Source organism: Mesorhizobium sp. P160187, from assembly GCF_057766425.1.
On sequence record NZ_JBYMDX010000003.1, the window covers coordinates 871,800 to 887,134 of the forward strand.

The following is a 15,335-nucleotide window of genomic DNA, read 5'->3' on the forward strand; positions in this document are numbered from 1 at the left end:
AGCGGAAGGCCCCGAATCGGCCTCGATATCAACGACTTCAGGCTATGCGAAAGCAGTTGCACCCGCCAGCGGCGCTCATTGATCGTCGTCATCGTCGCTGGAGACTGGCCGCCAGCTGGTCGGGTCGACCTTTTTCTGGGTATCGCTGTCGGTGTAGACCCACCAGGCGCCGTCGCGATATTGCCCGACGGATTCGCTGACGACGCCGGCGCCGTCCTTCCACAGGACAGTGACCTTGGATCCATCCGTCGGGGCGGTCGCTATCGGTTTGCGGTCTGCCACGTCATCCCCCTCATTGAGTCGACAGAACGCCACGACGCGTGTCTGGTTGCAAGGCTGCCGGAAGCGTTATCCGAAGGCCATCAGCTGTGGGCAAAAATATCCTCTTCGTCCCAACCCATCAAATCGAGCTTGGCACGCGTCGGCAGGAAGCGGAAGCAGGCGTCGGCTTCCTTGTTGCGCCCGTCCCGCGCCAGGCGTCCAGCCAGCACCTCGCGCAGACGGTGCAGATAGAGAACGTCGGAAGCGGCATATTCGAGCTGTTCGGGCGACAGGGTCTCGGCCGCCCAGTCCGACGACTGCTGCGCCTTCGACATGCCGACGCCAAGCAGCTCGAAGCAGATGTCCTTCAAGCCGTGCCGGTCGGTATAGGTGCGGGTCAGCCGCGAGGCGATCTTGGTGCAGAACACCGGCTCCGGCATGACGCCGAAGGCGTTGTAGAGCACGGCGAGGTCGAAACGGCCGTAGTGGAACAGTTTCGATATGCCGCGGTTGCGCAGCAGGCTGACGAGGTTCGGCGCTTTCTTCTGGCCGGGTGCGATCTGGATCACGTCGGCCGAGCCATCGCCGGGCGAGATCTGCACCACGCACAGCCGGTCGCGGTGCGGGTTCAACCCCAGCGTCTCGGTATCGATGGCCACCGCGTCGACATTGTAGTGGGCGAGGTCGGGCAGATCGTTCTTGTGGAAGCGGATGTCGGGCATAGTTGTCTCCGGATCGCGGCATAACTCGTCCTCGCCGCGATCCGCTGAAAAATCAACAAGAAAACTTCCCAGCCTCCTCAGCGCGTCAGCGCATCGAGAATGCGCGCCCAGGAGCGCTGGCCCTTGTGGAAGGAGGTCAGCTCGTATTTCTCGTTGGGCGAGTGGATGCGGTCGTCGTCGAGGCCGAACCCGACCAGCAGCGATTCCATGCCGAGATAGGTCTGGAAGTCGCCGACCACCGGTATCGAGCCGCCGCTGCCCGTCGTCACCGCTGGCTTCGTCCATTCATCCGACAGCGCAGTCTTGGCCTTGGCCAGGAATGGCGAGTCGTAGGAAAGCTGAATTGCCGACCCGCCGCCATGCGGGTGGAATTCGACCGAACAGTCCCCGGGAATGCGCGCCTTGACGAATTTCCGGAAAGCGGCGCGGATCTTCTCGGGGTCCTGCTTGTGGACGAGGCGGAAGGAGATTTTGGACGACGCTTCCGCCGCGATCACCGTCTTGAACCCCTTGCCGGTATAGCCGCCGATGATGCCGTTGAACTCGGCCGTCGGCCGCGCCCAGGTCAGTTCCATCACCGAGCGGCCTTTTTCGCCCGACGGGATCGAGAGGCCGATCGGTCCGAGGAAGGTTTCGGCGGTCTCGCCCAGAGTTTCCCATGATTTCAGGATCTGCGACGGCGTTTCCTCGACCCCGTCATAGAAGCCGGGAATGGTGATGTGGCCGTTCTCGTCATGGATGTCGGCGAGGATTTTCGCCAGGATGCGGATCGGGTTGGCGGCGGCGCCGCCATAGAGGCCCGAATGCAGGTCGCGATCGGCAGCCTTGACCGTGACCTCCTCGCCGACCATTCCGCGCAGCGAAACGCAGATCGACGGCGTTTCGCGGTCCCACATGCCGGTGTCGCAGACCAGAGCGAAATCGGCCTTGAGCTCATCGGCATTGGCCTCGAGGAACGGCTTGAGCGACGGCGAGCCGGACTCCTCCTCGCCCTCGAACAGGATGGTGATGCGGCAGGGCAGATTGCCATGCACCTGCTTCCAGGCGCGGCAGGCCTCGACGAAGGTCATCAGCTGCCCCTTGTCGTCGGCCGAGCCACGGCCGGTGATTACCTTGTGACCGGGCTCGATCTCCTTGACCGCCGGCGCAAACGGGTCGTTCTCCCAAAGCTCGATCGGATCGACCGGCTGCACGTCGTAATGGCCGTAAAACAGCACATGCGGCGAACCGGCGGGGCCTTCATGGTGCGCAACCACCATCGGGTGTCCCGGCGTGTCGCGCATCGAAGCGTCGAAGCCGATCAGCTTGAGGTCCGCCACCAGCCACTCCGCGGCCTTGCGGCAGTCGGCGGCATAGTCGGAATCGGTCGAGATCGACTTGATGCGAAGCAGGCCGAACAGGCGCTCCAGGCTATGGTCGAGATTTTTGTCGAGACGGTCTAGGACGGAGGAAATGGTGGACATTACTGCGGGCCCTTCTTTTCGGTGCCGGGACCGTAAAGGCAGCGCATCAAAACGAAAAGCCCGCGATCGTTGGACCACGGACCGTAAACACTTGTCAGAAGGCAAAAAAGAACCGCCGTGGTGGAGGGGAACCACGGCGGTCTTTTACTCGAAACGATGCGGCAGCCCGGAGAGGGGGGATAGGCTGCCGCAATTGTCCGGGATAGGCGGGGGACGGGCCTTGCTCCGGACTCGGCGAAAACTGCCGATGACCTTTATTTGTGTCCCGGATCGTGGCGTTTCAAGGGCACAAAAATTACACTTTTGTAACATAGCCGTGAGCGCCGAGGCAAACAGCAGCAGGGCCTATTGGCAGGCAGGCTCTGTCAGCATGTCGCCGCAACACCTGTTGGAAGCCCGCCTTTGCCATGGACCGCGCCGTCCCGGCGCGCTATCCCTGCCGGCATGAAAAAAGGCGACCATCTCTTCCTTATCGACGGCTCCGGCTACATCTTTCGCGCCTATCATGCGCTGCCGCCGCTGACCCGCAAATCCGATGGGCTGCCGGTCGGCGCGGTCTCCGGCTTCTGCAACATGTTATGGAAGCTGATGCAGGACGCCCGCAACACCGATGTAGGCATCGTGCCGACGCATTTAGCGGTCATTTTCGATTATTCGTCGAAAACCTTCCGCAATGATCTTTACCCGGAATACAAGGCCAACCGCAACGCACCGCCCGAAGACCTGATCCCGCAATTCGGTCTGATCCGCCAGGCAACCGTGGCCTTCAACCTACCTTGCATCGAGATCGAAGGCTACGAGGCCGACGACCTCATCGCCACTTATGCCAGGCTGGCGTGCGAGGCCGGCGGCGACACCACTATCATCTCCTCCGACAAGGATCTGATGCAGCTGGTCGGACCCACGGTCGGCATGTACGACCCGATGAAGGACCGCCAGATCGGCATCCCCGAAGTCATCGAGAAATGGGGCGTGCCGCCGGAAAAGATGATCGACCTGCAGGCGCTGACCGGCGACTCCGTCGACAATGTGCCGGGCGTACCCGGCATCGGGCCGAAGACGGCGGCGCAATTGCTGGAACAGTTCGGCGACCTTGACGGGTTGCTCGCAAGGGCCAGCGAGATCAAGCAGGAAAAAAGGCGCGAATCCATCATCGCCAATGCCGACAAGGCGCGCATATCGCGCCAGCTGGTGACGCTGAAGAACGACGTGCCGGTGACCGACGAGCTCGACGATTTCGTGTTGCACGCGCCGGACGGGCCGAAGCTGATCGGCTTTCTCAAAACCATGGAATTCACCTCGCTGACCCGCCGTGTGGCCGAGGCGACCAGCACCGAAGCCGGCGATGTGCAGGCTGTCGCAGTCACCGTCGAGCGCGCCGACACCGCGCACGGCCCCGATGTCGGCTCCGGCACACCGGTGCCTGCGGCAACACAGGATGAAGCCAAATCCGAAACCGCCAGGGCCGGCGACGCGCCTTCGCTGCTTGCCGCACTTCGCCTGGAAACGGCCGCCGCAGCCAAAATCGATCCTGCCGCCTATGTCGCCATCCGCGACACGGCAACGCTCAAGACCTGGCTGGCCCAAGCCAAGGAGACCGGAACCGTCGCCTTCGACACCGAAACCACGTCTTCCGATCCGATGCTGGCCGACCTCATCGGTTTCTCCCTCGCGATCGGCCCCGGCCGCGCCGCCTATGTGCCGCTCGCCCACAAGAGCGGCGCCGGCGACCTGCTCGGCGGCGGCACGCTGGAGAACCAGATTCCGGTCCGCGAGGCGCTGGCGCTGCTGAAGCCGTTGCTGGAAGACAAATCGGTGCTCAAGATCGCCCAGGACGCCAAATACGACATCGTCGTCATGAGCCGCCACGGCATCGATATCGCACCCTTCGACGACACGATGTTGATTTCCTATGTGCTCGACGCCGGCACCGGCCACCACACTTTGTCCTCGCTTGCCGACAAATGGCTCGGCCATGCCACGACGCCGCTCAAGGATCTCGCCGGTTCCGGCAGAAGCTCGGTCGGGTTCGAGCAGGTCGACGTCGACCGGGCGACCGCCTACGCCGCCGGCCATGCCGACGTAGCGCTGCGGCTATGGCAGGTGCTGAAGCCGCGACTTGCCGCCAAGGGCCTGGTTTCGGTCTATGAGCGGCTGGAGCGGCCGCTGGTACCGGTGCTGGCGCGGATGGAGCAGCGCGGCATCTCGGTCGACCGCCAGATCCTGTCGCGGCTCTCCGGCGAGCTGGCGCAAGGCGCCGCACGCCTGGAAGAGGAAATCTATGGCCTTGTCGGCGAGCGCATCAACATCGGGTCGCCAAAGCAGCTGGGCGACATCCTGTTCGGCCGCATGGGCCTGCCCGGCGGCTCCAAGACCAAGACCGGGCAATGGTCGACTTCCGCGCAGCTTCTGGAGGATCTCGCCGCCGAAGGCCACGAACTGCCGCGCAAGATCGTCGACTGGCGTCAGCTGACCAAGCTGAAATCGACCTACACCGACGCGCTGCCCGGCTTCATCCATCCCGACACCAGGCGCGTGCACACATCTTATGCGCTGGCCGCGACGACGACGGGCCGGCTGTCCTCCTCCGATCCCAATCTGCAGAACATCCCGGTGCGCACCGCGGAGGGACGCAAGATCAGGACCGCCTTCATCGCCGACAAGGGCCAGAAACTGGTCTCGGCCGACTACAGCCAGATCGAACTCCGCGTGCTTGCCCACGTCGCCGAAATCCCGCAGTTGAAGCAGGCCTTCGCCGATGGCGCCGACATCCACGCCATCACCGCCTCGGAAATGTTCAATGTGCCGGTCGAAGGCATGCCGTCCGAAGTGCGCCGCCGCGCCAAGGCGATCAATTTCGGCATCATCTACGGCATCTCGGCCTTTGGGCTGGCCAACCAGCTGTCGATCCCGCGCGAGGAGGCCGGCGCCTACATCAAGAAATACTTCGAGCGTTTCCCCGGCATCCGCGACTATATCGAGGCAACAAAAGCCTATGCCCGCGAGCATGGCTTCGTCGAAACCATCTTCGGCCGCCGCATCCACTATCCTGAGATCCGGTCGTCAAACCCGTCGATCCGTGCCTTCAACGAGCGCGCCTCGATCAACGCCAGGCTGCAAGGCACCGCTGCCGATATCATCCGCCGCGCCATGGTGCATATGGACGAGGCGCTGGAAAAGGCCGGCCTGTCCGCCCGCATGCTCTTGCAGGTGCATGACGAATTGATCTTCGAGACGGTTGAAGCGGAAGTCGAGGCGACGATCCCCGTGGTGCGCAGGGTGATGGAGAACGCGCCGATGCCGGCCATCTCGATGTCGGTGCCGCTGCATGTCGATGCCCGCGCAGCGAACAACTGGGACGAGGCGCATTGAAGGTGCGATGATTGTCTTTGTCACCGGAGACCTGCTGGCCGCCCAGGAAAGCTATATCGCTCAAGGCGTGGCAGAGGGCAATCAAGAGGGCCTTGGCACCGGACTTGCGCTGAAGATTTCGAAAAAGTGGCCGAATGTGCAGGCTGCGTTCAAGAAATATGCTCGGACCGGCAGGTTTATTGGGGGTCATATCTGGACATTGGAGCCAGACGGCAATCAGCCGGGCTTCATTTATCTGGCAACCCAGCCAGATATGTATCACGCCACGCTTCCCTATTTACGGAAAGCAGTTCGCGGGCTTGTGAAATGGGCCGACAAAAACCGGGTAGAATCCATCGCCTTGCCAAAAATCGGGTCTGGCCTTGGCAAATTATCTTGGCTCGACGAGGTGAAACCCCTGCTTATGGAGCAGCTAACACCTGGGCCTACGCGGTACGTCGTCTATGAGACATTCTTGAACGAATTCGAGAATAGCGCACCGCCTCGGCTCAAGTAGGAAGCAAGCTAAGCCGCCTCAGCCAGGCACTTGGCACACGTCCCGCGAAACTCGATCACCGCCTTCGTCGCAGCAAACCCGGTCGAGCGCACCCATTCGTCCAGCCGATGGTCGACGTCATGGTCGGACATCTCCATCACCTGCCCGCATGTGTCGCAGATAGCGAAGGCTGTCATCGAATGCGTATGGTCGTGCGGTTCGGCGCAGGCGACGAAGGAGTTGAGGCTTTCCAACCGGTGCACGAAGCCTGACTTCACCAGGCTGTCGAGTGCCCGGTAAACCTGTAGCGGCGCGCGGAAACCGCGCTCGCGCAGCTGGTCGAGAAGCGTATAGGCGCTGAGCGGTCCGCTGGCGGCCTCGAGCTTTTCGAGTACGCTCAGCTGATTCTTCGTCAGCACATCCCTTGCCGCCATGATCCCGTTTTCCGATCGTTTAGAGCATGATGCCGAAAAGTGTGAAGCGGTTCTCGGACGACATCATGTTCCATCTGTTTGATCCAGCGCCGCTCGCAATCAATGCGGCGGTCTCAATTCCCTTGAGATAGCGACGAAGCGGGCTTTTTGCCACTTGTTTCAGTTATCGCCATCGACACCATGACCACCACCGCCGATTGACGGCACCGACCACATTCAAAATACTGACAAAATTCGCGACGAAAGGTGCCGCACTTGCAAATTCGATCGGGCTTGGGGAAGCAATCATGATCAAACTGACACGACGGACGCTGCTCGTCGGCACGTCGGCGCTTGTGGCTGCCGGTACGGTTTCGTTCCGCGCCCTCGCCGCCTCGCGCACCTATCACGCGCTGCTGGTTGCCTGCACCGACTATCCGAACCTACCGCAGAAGAACTGGCTGATCGGGCCGAAGAACGATGCCGGCCTGGTGCGCGACTATCTCCTGAAGAACACGCCCGATCCGGTGAAGTTCTCGGCCGAGAACGTGATCCTGCTCGCCAAGGACGTCGAAGGCGCCAACGGCCCGCCGACGCATGCGGCGATCAAGGCCGCCCTTGCCGACCTCGCCGGCAAGGTGCAACGCGACGATTTCGTCTATCTGCATCTGTCGGGCCACGGCGCCCAGCAGCCGCAGGCCAAGGCCGGCGACGAGACCGACGGCCTCGACGAGATTTTCCTGCCCTCCGATATCGACAAATGGATCAACCGCGAAGAGGGCGTGCCGAACGCGCTGGTCGACAACGAAGTCGGCGCCGCACTCGACGCCATCCGCGACAAGGGCGCCTTTGTCTGGGTGGTGTTCGACTGCTGCCATTCCGGCACCGCGACGCGCGCCGCGGAAGTCGATGACGAACTGGAGCGCAAGGTCGAGTTCGCCGACCTCGTCGGCGGCGACGACGCGGCGAGAGCAGCCGCGGTGAAGGCCTATGACGACATCTCGGCAAGCGCATCGCGCGGTTTCGACGAGAATGGCGGCCGCAAGCCGGCCTTCAACCTGACGCCGACCGGCGCAGAGCCGATCGCCCGGGGCAAGCTGGTCGCCTTCTATGCCGCGCAGACGGTCGAGACGACGCCGGAAATGCCGCTACCCAAGGGCACGCCCGACGCGCCGCGCTTCGGCCTGTTCACCTTCACCATCCTGTCGAAATTGGCCGAGAACCCCAACGTCACCTATCGCCAGCTCGGCCAGGCCGTGCTGCAGCAATATTCGGCCGACGGCCGCGCAAGGCCGACGCCCCTGTTCGAGGGCGAACTGGACGCCCGCGTGTTCGGCACCGACAAGACCGACGCCGTCATGCAATGGCCGATTGCCGTCAAGGACGGCGATGTCGCGATCGGCGCCGGGCTGCTGCAGGGTCTGACCCCCGGCAGCAAGCTCGCCATTTTGCCTTCGGCGCTGTCGAAGCTCTCCGACGCCGTCGGCTATCTCGAAGTGAAATCGGCAAAAAACCTCGAAAGCCAGCTCGCACCGGTCGAATTCGACGGCAAGCCGGCGCTTGCGCCGACGGCGGTGCCCGCCGGCGCCTATGCGCGCGTTGCCGAACTCGCAGTCGACTACAAGCTGCTGGTGGCAAAGCCGGCCCCGACCGCAGGGCTCGAAAAAGAAACCGAGCTGGTCAATTCGGTTCTGGACGAATTGGTGGCGAAGCCGAAGTCCGGCTTCCACATCGCGCTGGTCGAGCCCGGCAAGAGCGCCGATCTGCGGCTTGCGGTGCTGCGCGAAAAATCCATGGACGGCGCTGCCGCCAACGCCAGCGACGAACCGGCGCTGTGGTTCCTGCCGGCGTCCGGCGACATCAGCCTGAAGGACGGCAGCAAGCCGCCACGCATCGTCATCCATCAGGATGGCCGCGACAAGCTTGCGGAAAACACAGCCAAGACCCTGACCACGATCTTCCGCGCCACCGGCCTGTCGCGGCTCGCCGCGGCGTCCGACTACCGGCCGGACGAGGTCAGCGTCCAGTTCCTGATCAAGCGCCAGGACAGCGATGCGCTGGAGCCGATCGAATCGTCAAAGGTGCCGCGCGTTTCGCCGGGCGATCAGGTACACATTGCGTCAAAGAACGAGTCCGACGAGTTCGTCGACATCAACGTGCTGTATATCGGCAGCGACTATTCGATCACCCACATCGTCGCCGAGCGGCTGGCCCCGATCAATCAGCAGGCCGATCAGGGCCTGAAGGAAGGGCTGCTCGCCTTCACCGACACCAGCTTCGGCATGGAGCGCATGATTGCCGTGCTGACCGAGGCGCCGCCGCAAAGCGAGAAAGAGGATCTGAGCTTTCTTGCCCAGGAAGGCGTGCGCGCCGTGACGCGTGCCGCATCGGGAACGCCTGGTTTTTCCGACATGCTGGCCGACATCGGCATGGCGCCGGCAACGCGCTCCGTGATGCGGCTTGCCGACGAGAGCGGTCCCAAAGGCGCGGTGATGATCTTCCCGATGGAGACGGTGCCCCGCGCCTGACCTGACATCGCTTCGCCGGCTCTTGTCGGCGTGATATAGGAACATTCCCGGCTCGCGACACTTCTATGCGCCGCGGCTGAATGCAACAGATGAGGACATCAGTGACTATCCCCGTGCTCTCCTGGCATGCAGCGACGGTCGGCCTTGCCGGCAGCCTGTTGCTGGTTGCCAGCGCCTCGGCGGACGAGAATTGCGGCTTGTGCGCCAAGCAGATCGTCACCAATTCCGAGCTCGCCACCTGCTTTCTCGACCAGTACGACCAGATCGCCAAGACCGGCAACAGGGCCGTTGTCGTCGATCTCTCCAGCTGCGCCTCGCGCGGCGTGGTCGAGCCCTTGCCGTCACCCAGCAAGGCGGCTGCCGAGCCGGACGTGCAGTTCATGATTTCGCGCACGCAGCTCGATTGCCTGAAAAAGAAGCTGGAGACACCCGGCGTCGTGCTCGATCCCACCGCCACCATCCAACTGGACAGCTGCGGATGAAAAAGCCGGGGGGCACTGCAACGCAGAAATCGCCGGCCACATCGGCGCCTCCGCCGGCCAAGAAGCCGGCGACCTTGCCCGAAACCACCGAAGGCTTTCCGTGGCCGAGCAGTCACGAGATCAAGAAGGAAGCCAACCCCTTCACCGACCGCGACTGGCGCATGCTGATCTACGCCTGGTCGGGTCTCGCCGTGCGCCTGGCGATCATCTTCACCCTGGCCTTCTCGGTCTTCCAGTTTCTCGCAAACCAGGAACAGAAGCGCGTCGAGCAGACGATGTCGCTGGTCGAGCTTTGGGAAAGCAAGGATTTTCAGCAGGCGCAGCGCGCGCTCAAGGAGCGCCTCTCGTCGCTCAACGCCAAATACGACAATTTGCTCAGCGCCACGCCGTCGCCGACCGAGGAACGGGTCTTCCGGCAACGCATTGGCATTGAGGCGATGACTGCCGGCGGCGGCACCATGCCGATCGCCGATTTCAACGACAATTTTGATCGCATCGTCTATTTCCTCAATCGTCTCTCCATCTGCGTTGAGGGCAAGCTCTGTTCGCGCGATGTCGCCGATGCCTATTTCCGCGACTATGCGGTGTCGTTCTGGAGCTATTTTGCCGGCTACATCGAAAAAGAACGCAAGGCCGGTTCCGCCAATTATGCCCAGGCGATCGAGAATTATGTGCGTCACGGGTCGCCGCCGCCCGCCGACTCCAAATAGCGGCGCAACAAGGTGCCGGGCAGCTCCCATCCCTTGCGTGCTATCCGGTGGCTAATCCTGGTCGGTCTTCTGGCGTTAACGTCAACCGCCGGTGCCGAGGACCTCGATTTCCATCTCGATCTCAACACCGGCGGCCACAGCGCCAGGGTCACCGATCTTGCCTTCACGCCGGACGGCGAGGGACTGGTCTCGGCGTCCGATGACAAGACCATCCGCATCTGGGACTGGCAGAGCGGGGTGACGCTCCGCACCATTCGCGGCTATCTTGGCAATGGCAATGACGGCAAGGTCTTTGCGATTGCCGTGTCGCCGGATGGCAAGACGATCGCCGCCGGCGGTTATTTCGGCGCCGGCATCGGCGACAAGCCCCCTTATGGCGATATCAGGCTGTTCGATTTCGCCACCGGCAAGATCAAAACCGTGCTCAAGGCCGCCGACTATGCCATCTATGATGTCGCCTTTTCACCCGACGGAAACACGCTCGCCGCCGGCGGTGGCGATGGTCTCGTCTACCTCTGGCGGGCGGACGACAAATCCGCGTCGGGCTGGACGCTGGCGGAAAAACTCGATGCCGATTCCTGGCGTGTGGAAAAGCTCGCCTTCGCCGCTGCGGGAACCCGGCTGGTGGCGACGACCACCGACAACGGCATAAGGCTCTGGGACATCGCCAAGTCAGAGGAAATCGCTTTGCCCGCCGAGGCCGAACCGCTGCGCGATGTCGGCGTCGCCGCACTCGCCGTGTCATTGGATGGCAGGCTGTTCGCCACCGGCAGCAAGGACGGCGACGTCCAGCTCTGGCAGGCCAGCACCGGCAAATTCGTCCGCGCCATGCCGAAGCAGGATTTCCAGATCGGCGCTCTGAGCTTCGCCACGGGTTCGCGGCTTGTGGCGTCATGCAGCTATCGCTGCGCCGACAAGCATCGCTCGGCGGTCTGGAATACCGACAGCCGCGAGCAACTGCTCGATTATAACGGCCATGACGGCACGGTCTTTGCTGGCGCCGGCAATGCCGACGGCTCGCTGGTGGCGACAGCCGGCGGCACCCGCAACGCCATCCAGGTCTGGAACCCCATGACCGGCGAGCGCAAGGCGCTGCTGCAAGGGGTCGGCGAACCGGTGACGGCGATCGGGATCGATGCGGCGAGCAGCTCCATCGCTTGGGGCAACACCAACCCCTGCCCTGAACGCGTGTCCTGTCCCGAGCTGCAGGGCACGCTGGACAAGGTACTGGCGCTACCGACGGCCGAGCGGTTCTTCGAGGACCCGGAGGCGCTGGCGGAACAGGGCGCCTATGCCCGCGCGGCACTGACCGACGGTGGGTGGTTGCTTCGCGCCGTCCCCGGCGGCAAGGACGGCCTGGAGAATGCCGTGCTCGAAATCGCGAGCGGCGGAAAGGTGATGCACAGCATCGAGAATTCCGCCACCAATGGCTTCGTCCATTCGGCTTACACGCTGATCGGCAATGGGCTTGGCCTGATCACCGGCGGCAGCGACGGCACGCTGTTGGAATACAAAACCGCGACCGCCGAGGTATCGAGTGAATTCACCGGCCACACCGGCGAGATCAACGCCATGGTTGCCGTCGAGAAGGAAAGGCTGTTGGTCACCGGCAGCGCCGACCAGACCGTGCGGCTGTGGAATTTGAAGAGCCACAAACTGATCGTGTCGATGTTCTTCGCCGACTCCGAATGGATCGCCTGGATGCCGCAGGGCTACTATTATTCCTCCGCCGATGGCGACAAGTTGATCGGCTGGCACGTCAATCAGGGCCGCGACCACGAAGGGCGTTTCATCAGCGCCGGCCAGCTGAAGAAATATCTCTGGAGCCCGGAAATGGTGCGCCGGGCCATCATCCTGCGCAGCGCCGAACAGGCGGTCCAGGAAATGCGTCCCGGCGTTGACCGCCAGCTGGAAAAGCTGCTCGAGCGCAAACCGCCGGAATTCGGCATCAAGCTTGCCGCCGACCAGAGCAGTGTCCGCGAAGGCTATGTCGCCGTCGAAATATCAGGCGTGCAGGAAGCAGGCGCCGACGTCGCCGGGTTTTCGATCCTGTCGAACAGCCGCAATGTCGGCAATGTCACGGCGCGCTCGGCCGATGGCGGCAAGAGCACCATCGTCGAAGTGCCGGTCGAGAATGGCGAGAACACCATTCGCATCACCGGCACCAACGAGTTCGGCTATCTGACCGAGCGCAGTGTCACAGCACTTGGCAGGAAAACCGAAAAGCCCGCCAACAAGGGCAAGCTCTACGTCGCCGTGATCGGCGTCGACAAATATCCTTTCCTCACCGATGCATGCGCCGGCCACGCCTGCGATCTGCGCTATCCCGTCGATGACGCCACCGAATTCCTCAAGGTGATCTCGCAGAAATCCGCGCCCTTGTTTTCGGCGATGGAGACGCTGGTTCTGGTCAACCGCGAAGCGCTGGATGAGGCGCCCGATTCCGGCAAGGACGTGTTCAAGGTCGCCAGCGCCGACACCATCCTGGAACCGGATTCCGACACCATCGACGACCAGCTCGCCGACTTCCTCGACAGACCCGGCGAGAACGACACCACCATCATTTTCGTCGCCGGTCACGGCATCAACATCGACGAAGACTATTATTTCATCCCCACGGACGGCCGCAAACAGGATGCCGACCGCTGGAAGCGCTCCTCGCTGGTCGACTGGGGCGACATCCAGAAATCGGTTGAGCGGGCCAAGGGCATGCGCTTCATGCTGCTCGACACCTGCCACGCCGCCAACGCCTTCAACCCGCGCCTGGAAAAAGACGCGCAGGACGCACGCATCGTCGTCTTCTCGGCCACCGCTGCCAACAACACCGCCGCCGAAATGCCCGAGCTCGGCCATGGCGTTTTCACCTATTCGATCCTCGAAGGCCTGCGCGGCCGGGCCAAGACCTCCGACGGCGGCGTGACGCTGTTCGGCCTCGCCGACTATATTTCGCGCGAAGTGCTGCGGCTGACCGCGTCCAAGCAGAAGCCGTTCTACTATGTCGGCGGCGTGGAGAACATTGTGCTGGCTGAGCCGTGAGAGGTCGGCACCCAGGCACCCCCCTCTGGCCTGCCGGGCATCTCCCCCTCAAGGGGGGAGATTGGCAGCTTCTTTGGCGACGCCTTTTTCTTCACCGTTGGAGATTAGCGAAAACCGCAAAACAGCTAATCTCCCCCCTTGAGGGGGAGATGTCCGGCAGGACAGAGGGGGGTGCCTGGGCGCAAACCATCGTGCGGCATTTTGCAGGCGCCTTCTTTATTTTGTCACCCCTCCAAGCGTCCGCAGCCCCCATCACCTGTCCACCGGGCGATGCCAACTTCCCGTCCTTCTACGCCGACCCCACGCTCTTCACCGACGCCATCTCCGCCGTCGCCAAGCTCACCCCCTCCAACCAACGCCTCACCGGCATCACCGTCCCCCACCACCTGCTTGTCGCCGATCTGGTCGCGCTCGGTTTCCATGCCGCGTCCGGCTTCCGCAACAAGCGCATCGTCATCCTGTCGCCGGACCATTTCCACGAGACGCAGAAACTCTTCGCCACGACGCCGCGCGGTTTTGAAACAGTGCTCGGTCCAGTCCAGGCCGACACGGAAGCCGTGCACCTTCTGGAAGCGAACAGCGACATGGTCGAAGACTCCTGCCTATTCGCCAGGGAGCATGGCGTGCAGGCGATGCTGCCTTTCCTGCATCACTATTTCCCCGAAGCTGAAATCGTGCCGGTGGCGATGTCGGTCAAAGCCAAGCGAGCCGACTGGGACCGGCTGGCGCAGGCGCTGAAAGCGATCGTCGACAAGGACACGCTGATCGTCGAATCCACCGATTTCTCCCACTATCTGCCGCAGCACGAAGCCAGGCGTTTCGACCAGCAGACGCTGAACATGCTCGCCGCCGGTTCGCTCGACGGCATCGCGGCGCTGCGCCAGCCGGATCACGCCGATTCGGTCGGTGCGCTCTATATCCAGACCAGGCTGCAGCGCGAACTGTTCGGTGCTGCGCCGCTGGTCGTCGCCAACGAGAACTCGCAGGCGCATTCAAGCGACTATGTCGAGCGCACCACCAGCTATGTCGTGGCGCTGTTCGGCGCCTTCGGCCCCGGCTTCAACAATCCTGCCCGTCCCGACGACAAGCTCTACTATTTCGCGGGCGACGTGAATTTCGGCCGCGCCATGAAGAAGATCCTGGTCCGCGACGGTGTTGCCGAGAAGATCGTCGAAAGCGTGCTGGCCCTGACCCGCTCGCGGCCGCTGATCGTCAATCTCGAAGGCGTGATCCTGCCCAACGTCCCTGAAGCGATCGACGACATGACGCTGGCCATGCCCGCAGACCTCGCCATCGACATGCTCAAGAAATTGCATGTCGCCGCTGTCAGCCTCGCCAACAATCACGCCTACGACCTCGGCCCGTCAGGCTATGCCGAGACGCTGGCCGCACTCGATGCGGCCGGCATCGCCCATTTCGGGCAGGGCGAGACGCTGGCGCTTGCCGATCTCGACCTGGTCGGGCTGACCGACATCGATACCAACGGCTCCAGGAACACCGACCTTCTGACGCCTGCTTTGCTCGACCGGCTGCTGCACGGCAATGCCGAGCGGCCGGTGATTGCCTTCGTCCATTGGGGCCGCGAGTACAAGACGGAGCCGTCGCCGCGCGAGGAGATGCTTGCCGACCAGATGCGGCTGCGCGGTGTCACGGCAATCGTCGGCGGTCATCCACATGTATCGAGCGAGGCGATCCTGCCGCTCGGCGGCGGCGATGTTGCGGAGATCTATTCGCTCGGCAATTTCCTGTTCGACCAGAAGGCCGAACGATCGTCTGGGTCGATGCTGGAACTCAGGGTGTTCAGCCAGGGCACGATCTTTGCCAGGCTGATCCCGCTGCCCAATTATTTCGAGATGGGCTCGAAATAACGCGA

At 62.9% G+C, this 15,335-nt stretch carries 11 protein-coding genes; 7 read left to right on the forward strand and 4 right to left on the reverse strand.

The window, feature by feature from the left end; translation table 11 throughout:
• Positions 1-75 precede the first annotated feature (75 nt).
• The 3 genes from AC3CCE_RS07590 to AC3CCE_RS07600 all read right to left on the reverse strand — a co-directional run bounded on the left by AC3CCE_RS07590 (position 76) and on the right by AC3CCE_RS07600 (position 2,446).
• Entirely contained in the window at positions 76-282 is a 207-nt protein-coding gene (locus AC3CCE_RS07590; protein ID WP_023683046.1) for a hypothetical protein, read from the reverse strand.
• An 80-nt stretch (positions 283-362) separates the two neighbouring features.
• Positions 363-983, reverse strand: a complete 621-nt coding sequence (locus AC3CCE_RS07595; RefSeq protein ID WP_352624888.1) for a ribonuclease D — start codon at positions 981-983, stop codon at positions 363-365.
• Between the two features lie 77 nt (positions 984-1,060).
• A complete protein-coding gene (locus AC3CCE_RS07600) occupies positions 1,061-2,446 on the reverse strand; it encodes a M20/M25/M40 family metallo-hydrolase (RefSeq protein WP_352624890.1) in 1,386 nt (461 codons plus the stop codon).
• Positions 2,447-2,890: 444 nt separating this feature from the next.
• Between AC3CCE_RS07600 and polA the strand changes: the two genes are divergently transcribed.
• Together polA and AC3CCE_RS07610 are read left to right on the forward strand one after the other, a co-directional pair.
• A complete protein-coding gene (gene polA, locus AC3CCE_RS07605) occupies positions 2,891-5,818 on the forward strand; it encodes a DNA polymerase I (protein ID WP_352624892.1) in 2,928 nt (975 codons plus the stop codon).
• A gap of 7 nt (positions 5,819-5,825) precedes the next feature.
• On the forward strand, positions 5,826-6,314 hold the full coding sequence (locus AC3CCE_RS07610) for a macro domain-containing protein (RefSeq protein WP_023691986.1): 489 nt from the start codon (positions 5,826-5,828) through the stop codon (positions 6,312-6,314).
• Positions 6,315-6,322: 8 nt separating this feature from the next.
• Here AC3CCE_RS07610 and AC3CCE_RS07615 read toward each other — a convergent pair whose 3' ends face one another.
• On the reverse strand, positions 6,323-6,727 hold the full coding sequence (locus tag AC3CCE_RS07615; protein WP_352624894.1) for a Fur family transcriptional regulator: 405 nt from the start codon (positions 6,725-6,727) through the stop codon (positions 6,323-6,325).
• A 287-nt stretch (positions 6,728-7,014) separates the two neighbouring features.
• Here AC3CCE_RS07615 and AC3CCE_RS07620 point away from each other — a divergent pair, with 287 nt between their 5' ends.
• The 5 genes from AC3CCE_RS07620 (at position 7,015) to amrB (ending at position 15,330) form a co-directional block, all read left to right on the forward strand.
• Positions 7,015-9,234: a caspase family protein gene (locus AC3CCE_RS07620; RefSeq protein ID WP_352624896.1), complete on the forward strand. Its 2,220-nt coding sequence runs from the start codon at positions 7,015-7,017 to the stop codon at positions 9,232-9,234.
• 101 nt (positions 9,235-9,335) lie between these two features.
• Positions 9,336-9,716 carry a hypothetical protein gene (locus tag AC3CCE_RS07625; RefSeq protein WP_352624898.1) on the forward strand — a complete coding sequence of 127 codons (381 nt, stop codon included), beginning with the start codon at positions 9,336-9,338 and terminating at the stop codon, positions 9,714-9,716.
• Positions 9,713-10,426: a DUF4760 domain-containing protein gene (locus tag AC3CCE_RS07630; protein WP_023751422.1), complete on the forward strand. Its 714-nt coding sequence runs from the start codon at positions 9,713-9,715 to the stop codon at positions 10,424-10,426. The genes AC3CCE_RS07625 and AC3CCE_RS07630 overlap by 4 nt, the downstream gene beginning before the upstream one ends.
• Positions 10,427-10,459: 33 nt before the next feature.
• Positions 10,460-13,462, forward strand: a complete 3,003-nt coding sequence (locus AC3CCE_RS07635) for a caspase family protein (protein ID WP_488377121.1) — start codon at positions 10,460-10,462, stop codon at positions 13,460-13,462.
• Positions 13,463-13,611: 149 nt separating this feature from the next.
• The gene (amrB, locus tag AC3CCE_RS07640; protein WP_352510264.1) at positions 13,612-15,330 is read left to right on the forward strand and encodes an AmmeMemoRadiSam system protein B; all 1,719 of its coding nucleotides are present in this window, start codon (positions 13,612-13,614) and stop codon (positions 15,328-15,330) included.
• Positions 15,331-15,335 lie beyond the last annotated feature (5 nt).

What these genes read in the sequence shown, in the direction of transcription:
- AC3CCE_RS07595 (WP_352624888.1), bottom strand. Translation starts at nt 983, where the DNA reads ATGCCCGACATCCGCTTCCACAAGAACGATCTGCCCGACCTCGCCCAC.
- AC3CCE_RS07600 (WP_352624890.1), bottom strand. Translation starts at nt 2,446, where the DNA reads ATGTCCACCATTTCCTCCGTCCTAGACCGTCTCGACAAAAATCTCGAC.
- polA (WP_352624892.1), top strand. Translation starts at nt 2,891, where the DNA reads ATGAAAAAAGGCGACCATCTCTTCCTTATCGACGGCTCCGGCTACATC.
- AC3CCE_RS07610 (WP_023691986.1), top strand. Translation starts at nt 5,826, where the DNA reads ATGATTGTCTTTGTCACCGGAGACCTGCTGGCCGCCCAGGAAAGCTAT.
- AC3CCE_RS07615 (WP_352624894.1), bottom strand. Translation starts at nt 6,727, where the DNA reads ATGGCGGCAAGGGATGTGCTGACGAAGAATCAGCTGAGCGTACTCGAA.
- AC3CCE_RS07620 (WP_352624896.1), top strand. Translation starts at nt 7,015, where the DNA reads ATGATCAAACTGACACGACGGACGCTGCTCGTCGGCACGTCGGCGCTT.
- AC3CCE_RS07630 (WP_023751422.1), top strand. Translation starts at nt 9,713, where the DNA reads ATGAAAAAGCCGGGGGGCACTGCAACGCAGAAATCGCCGGCCACATCG.
- amrB (WP_352510264.1), top strand. Translation starts at nt 13,612, where the DNA reads ATGTCCGGCAGGACAGAGGGGGGTGCCTGGGCGCAAACCATCGTGCGG.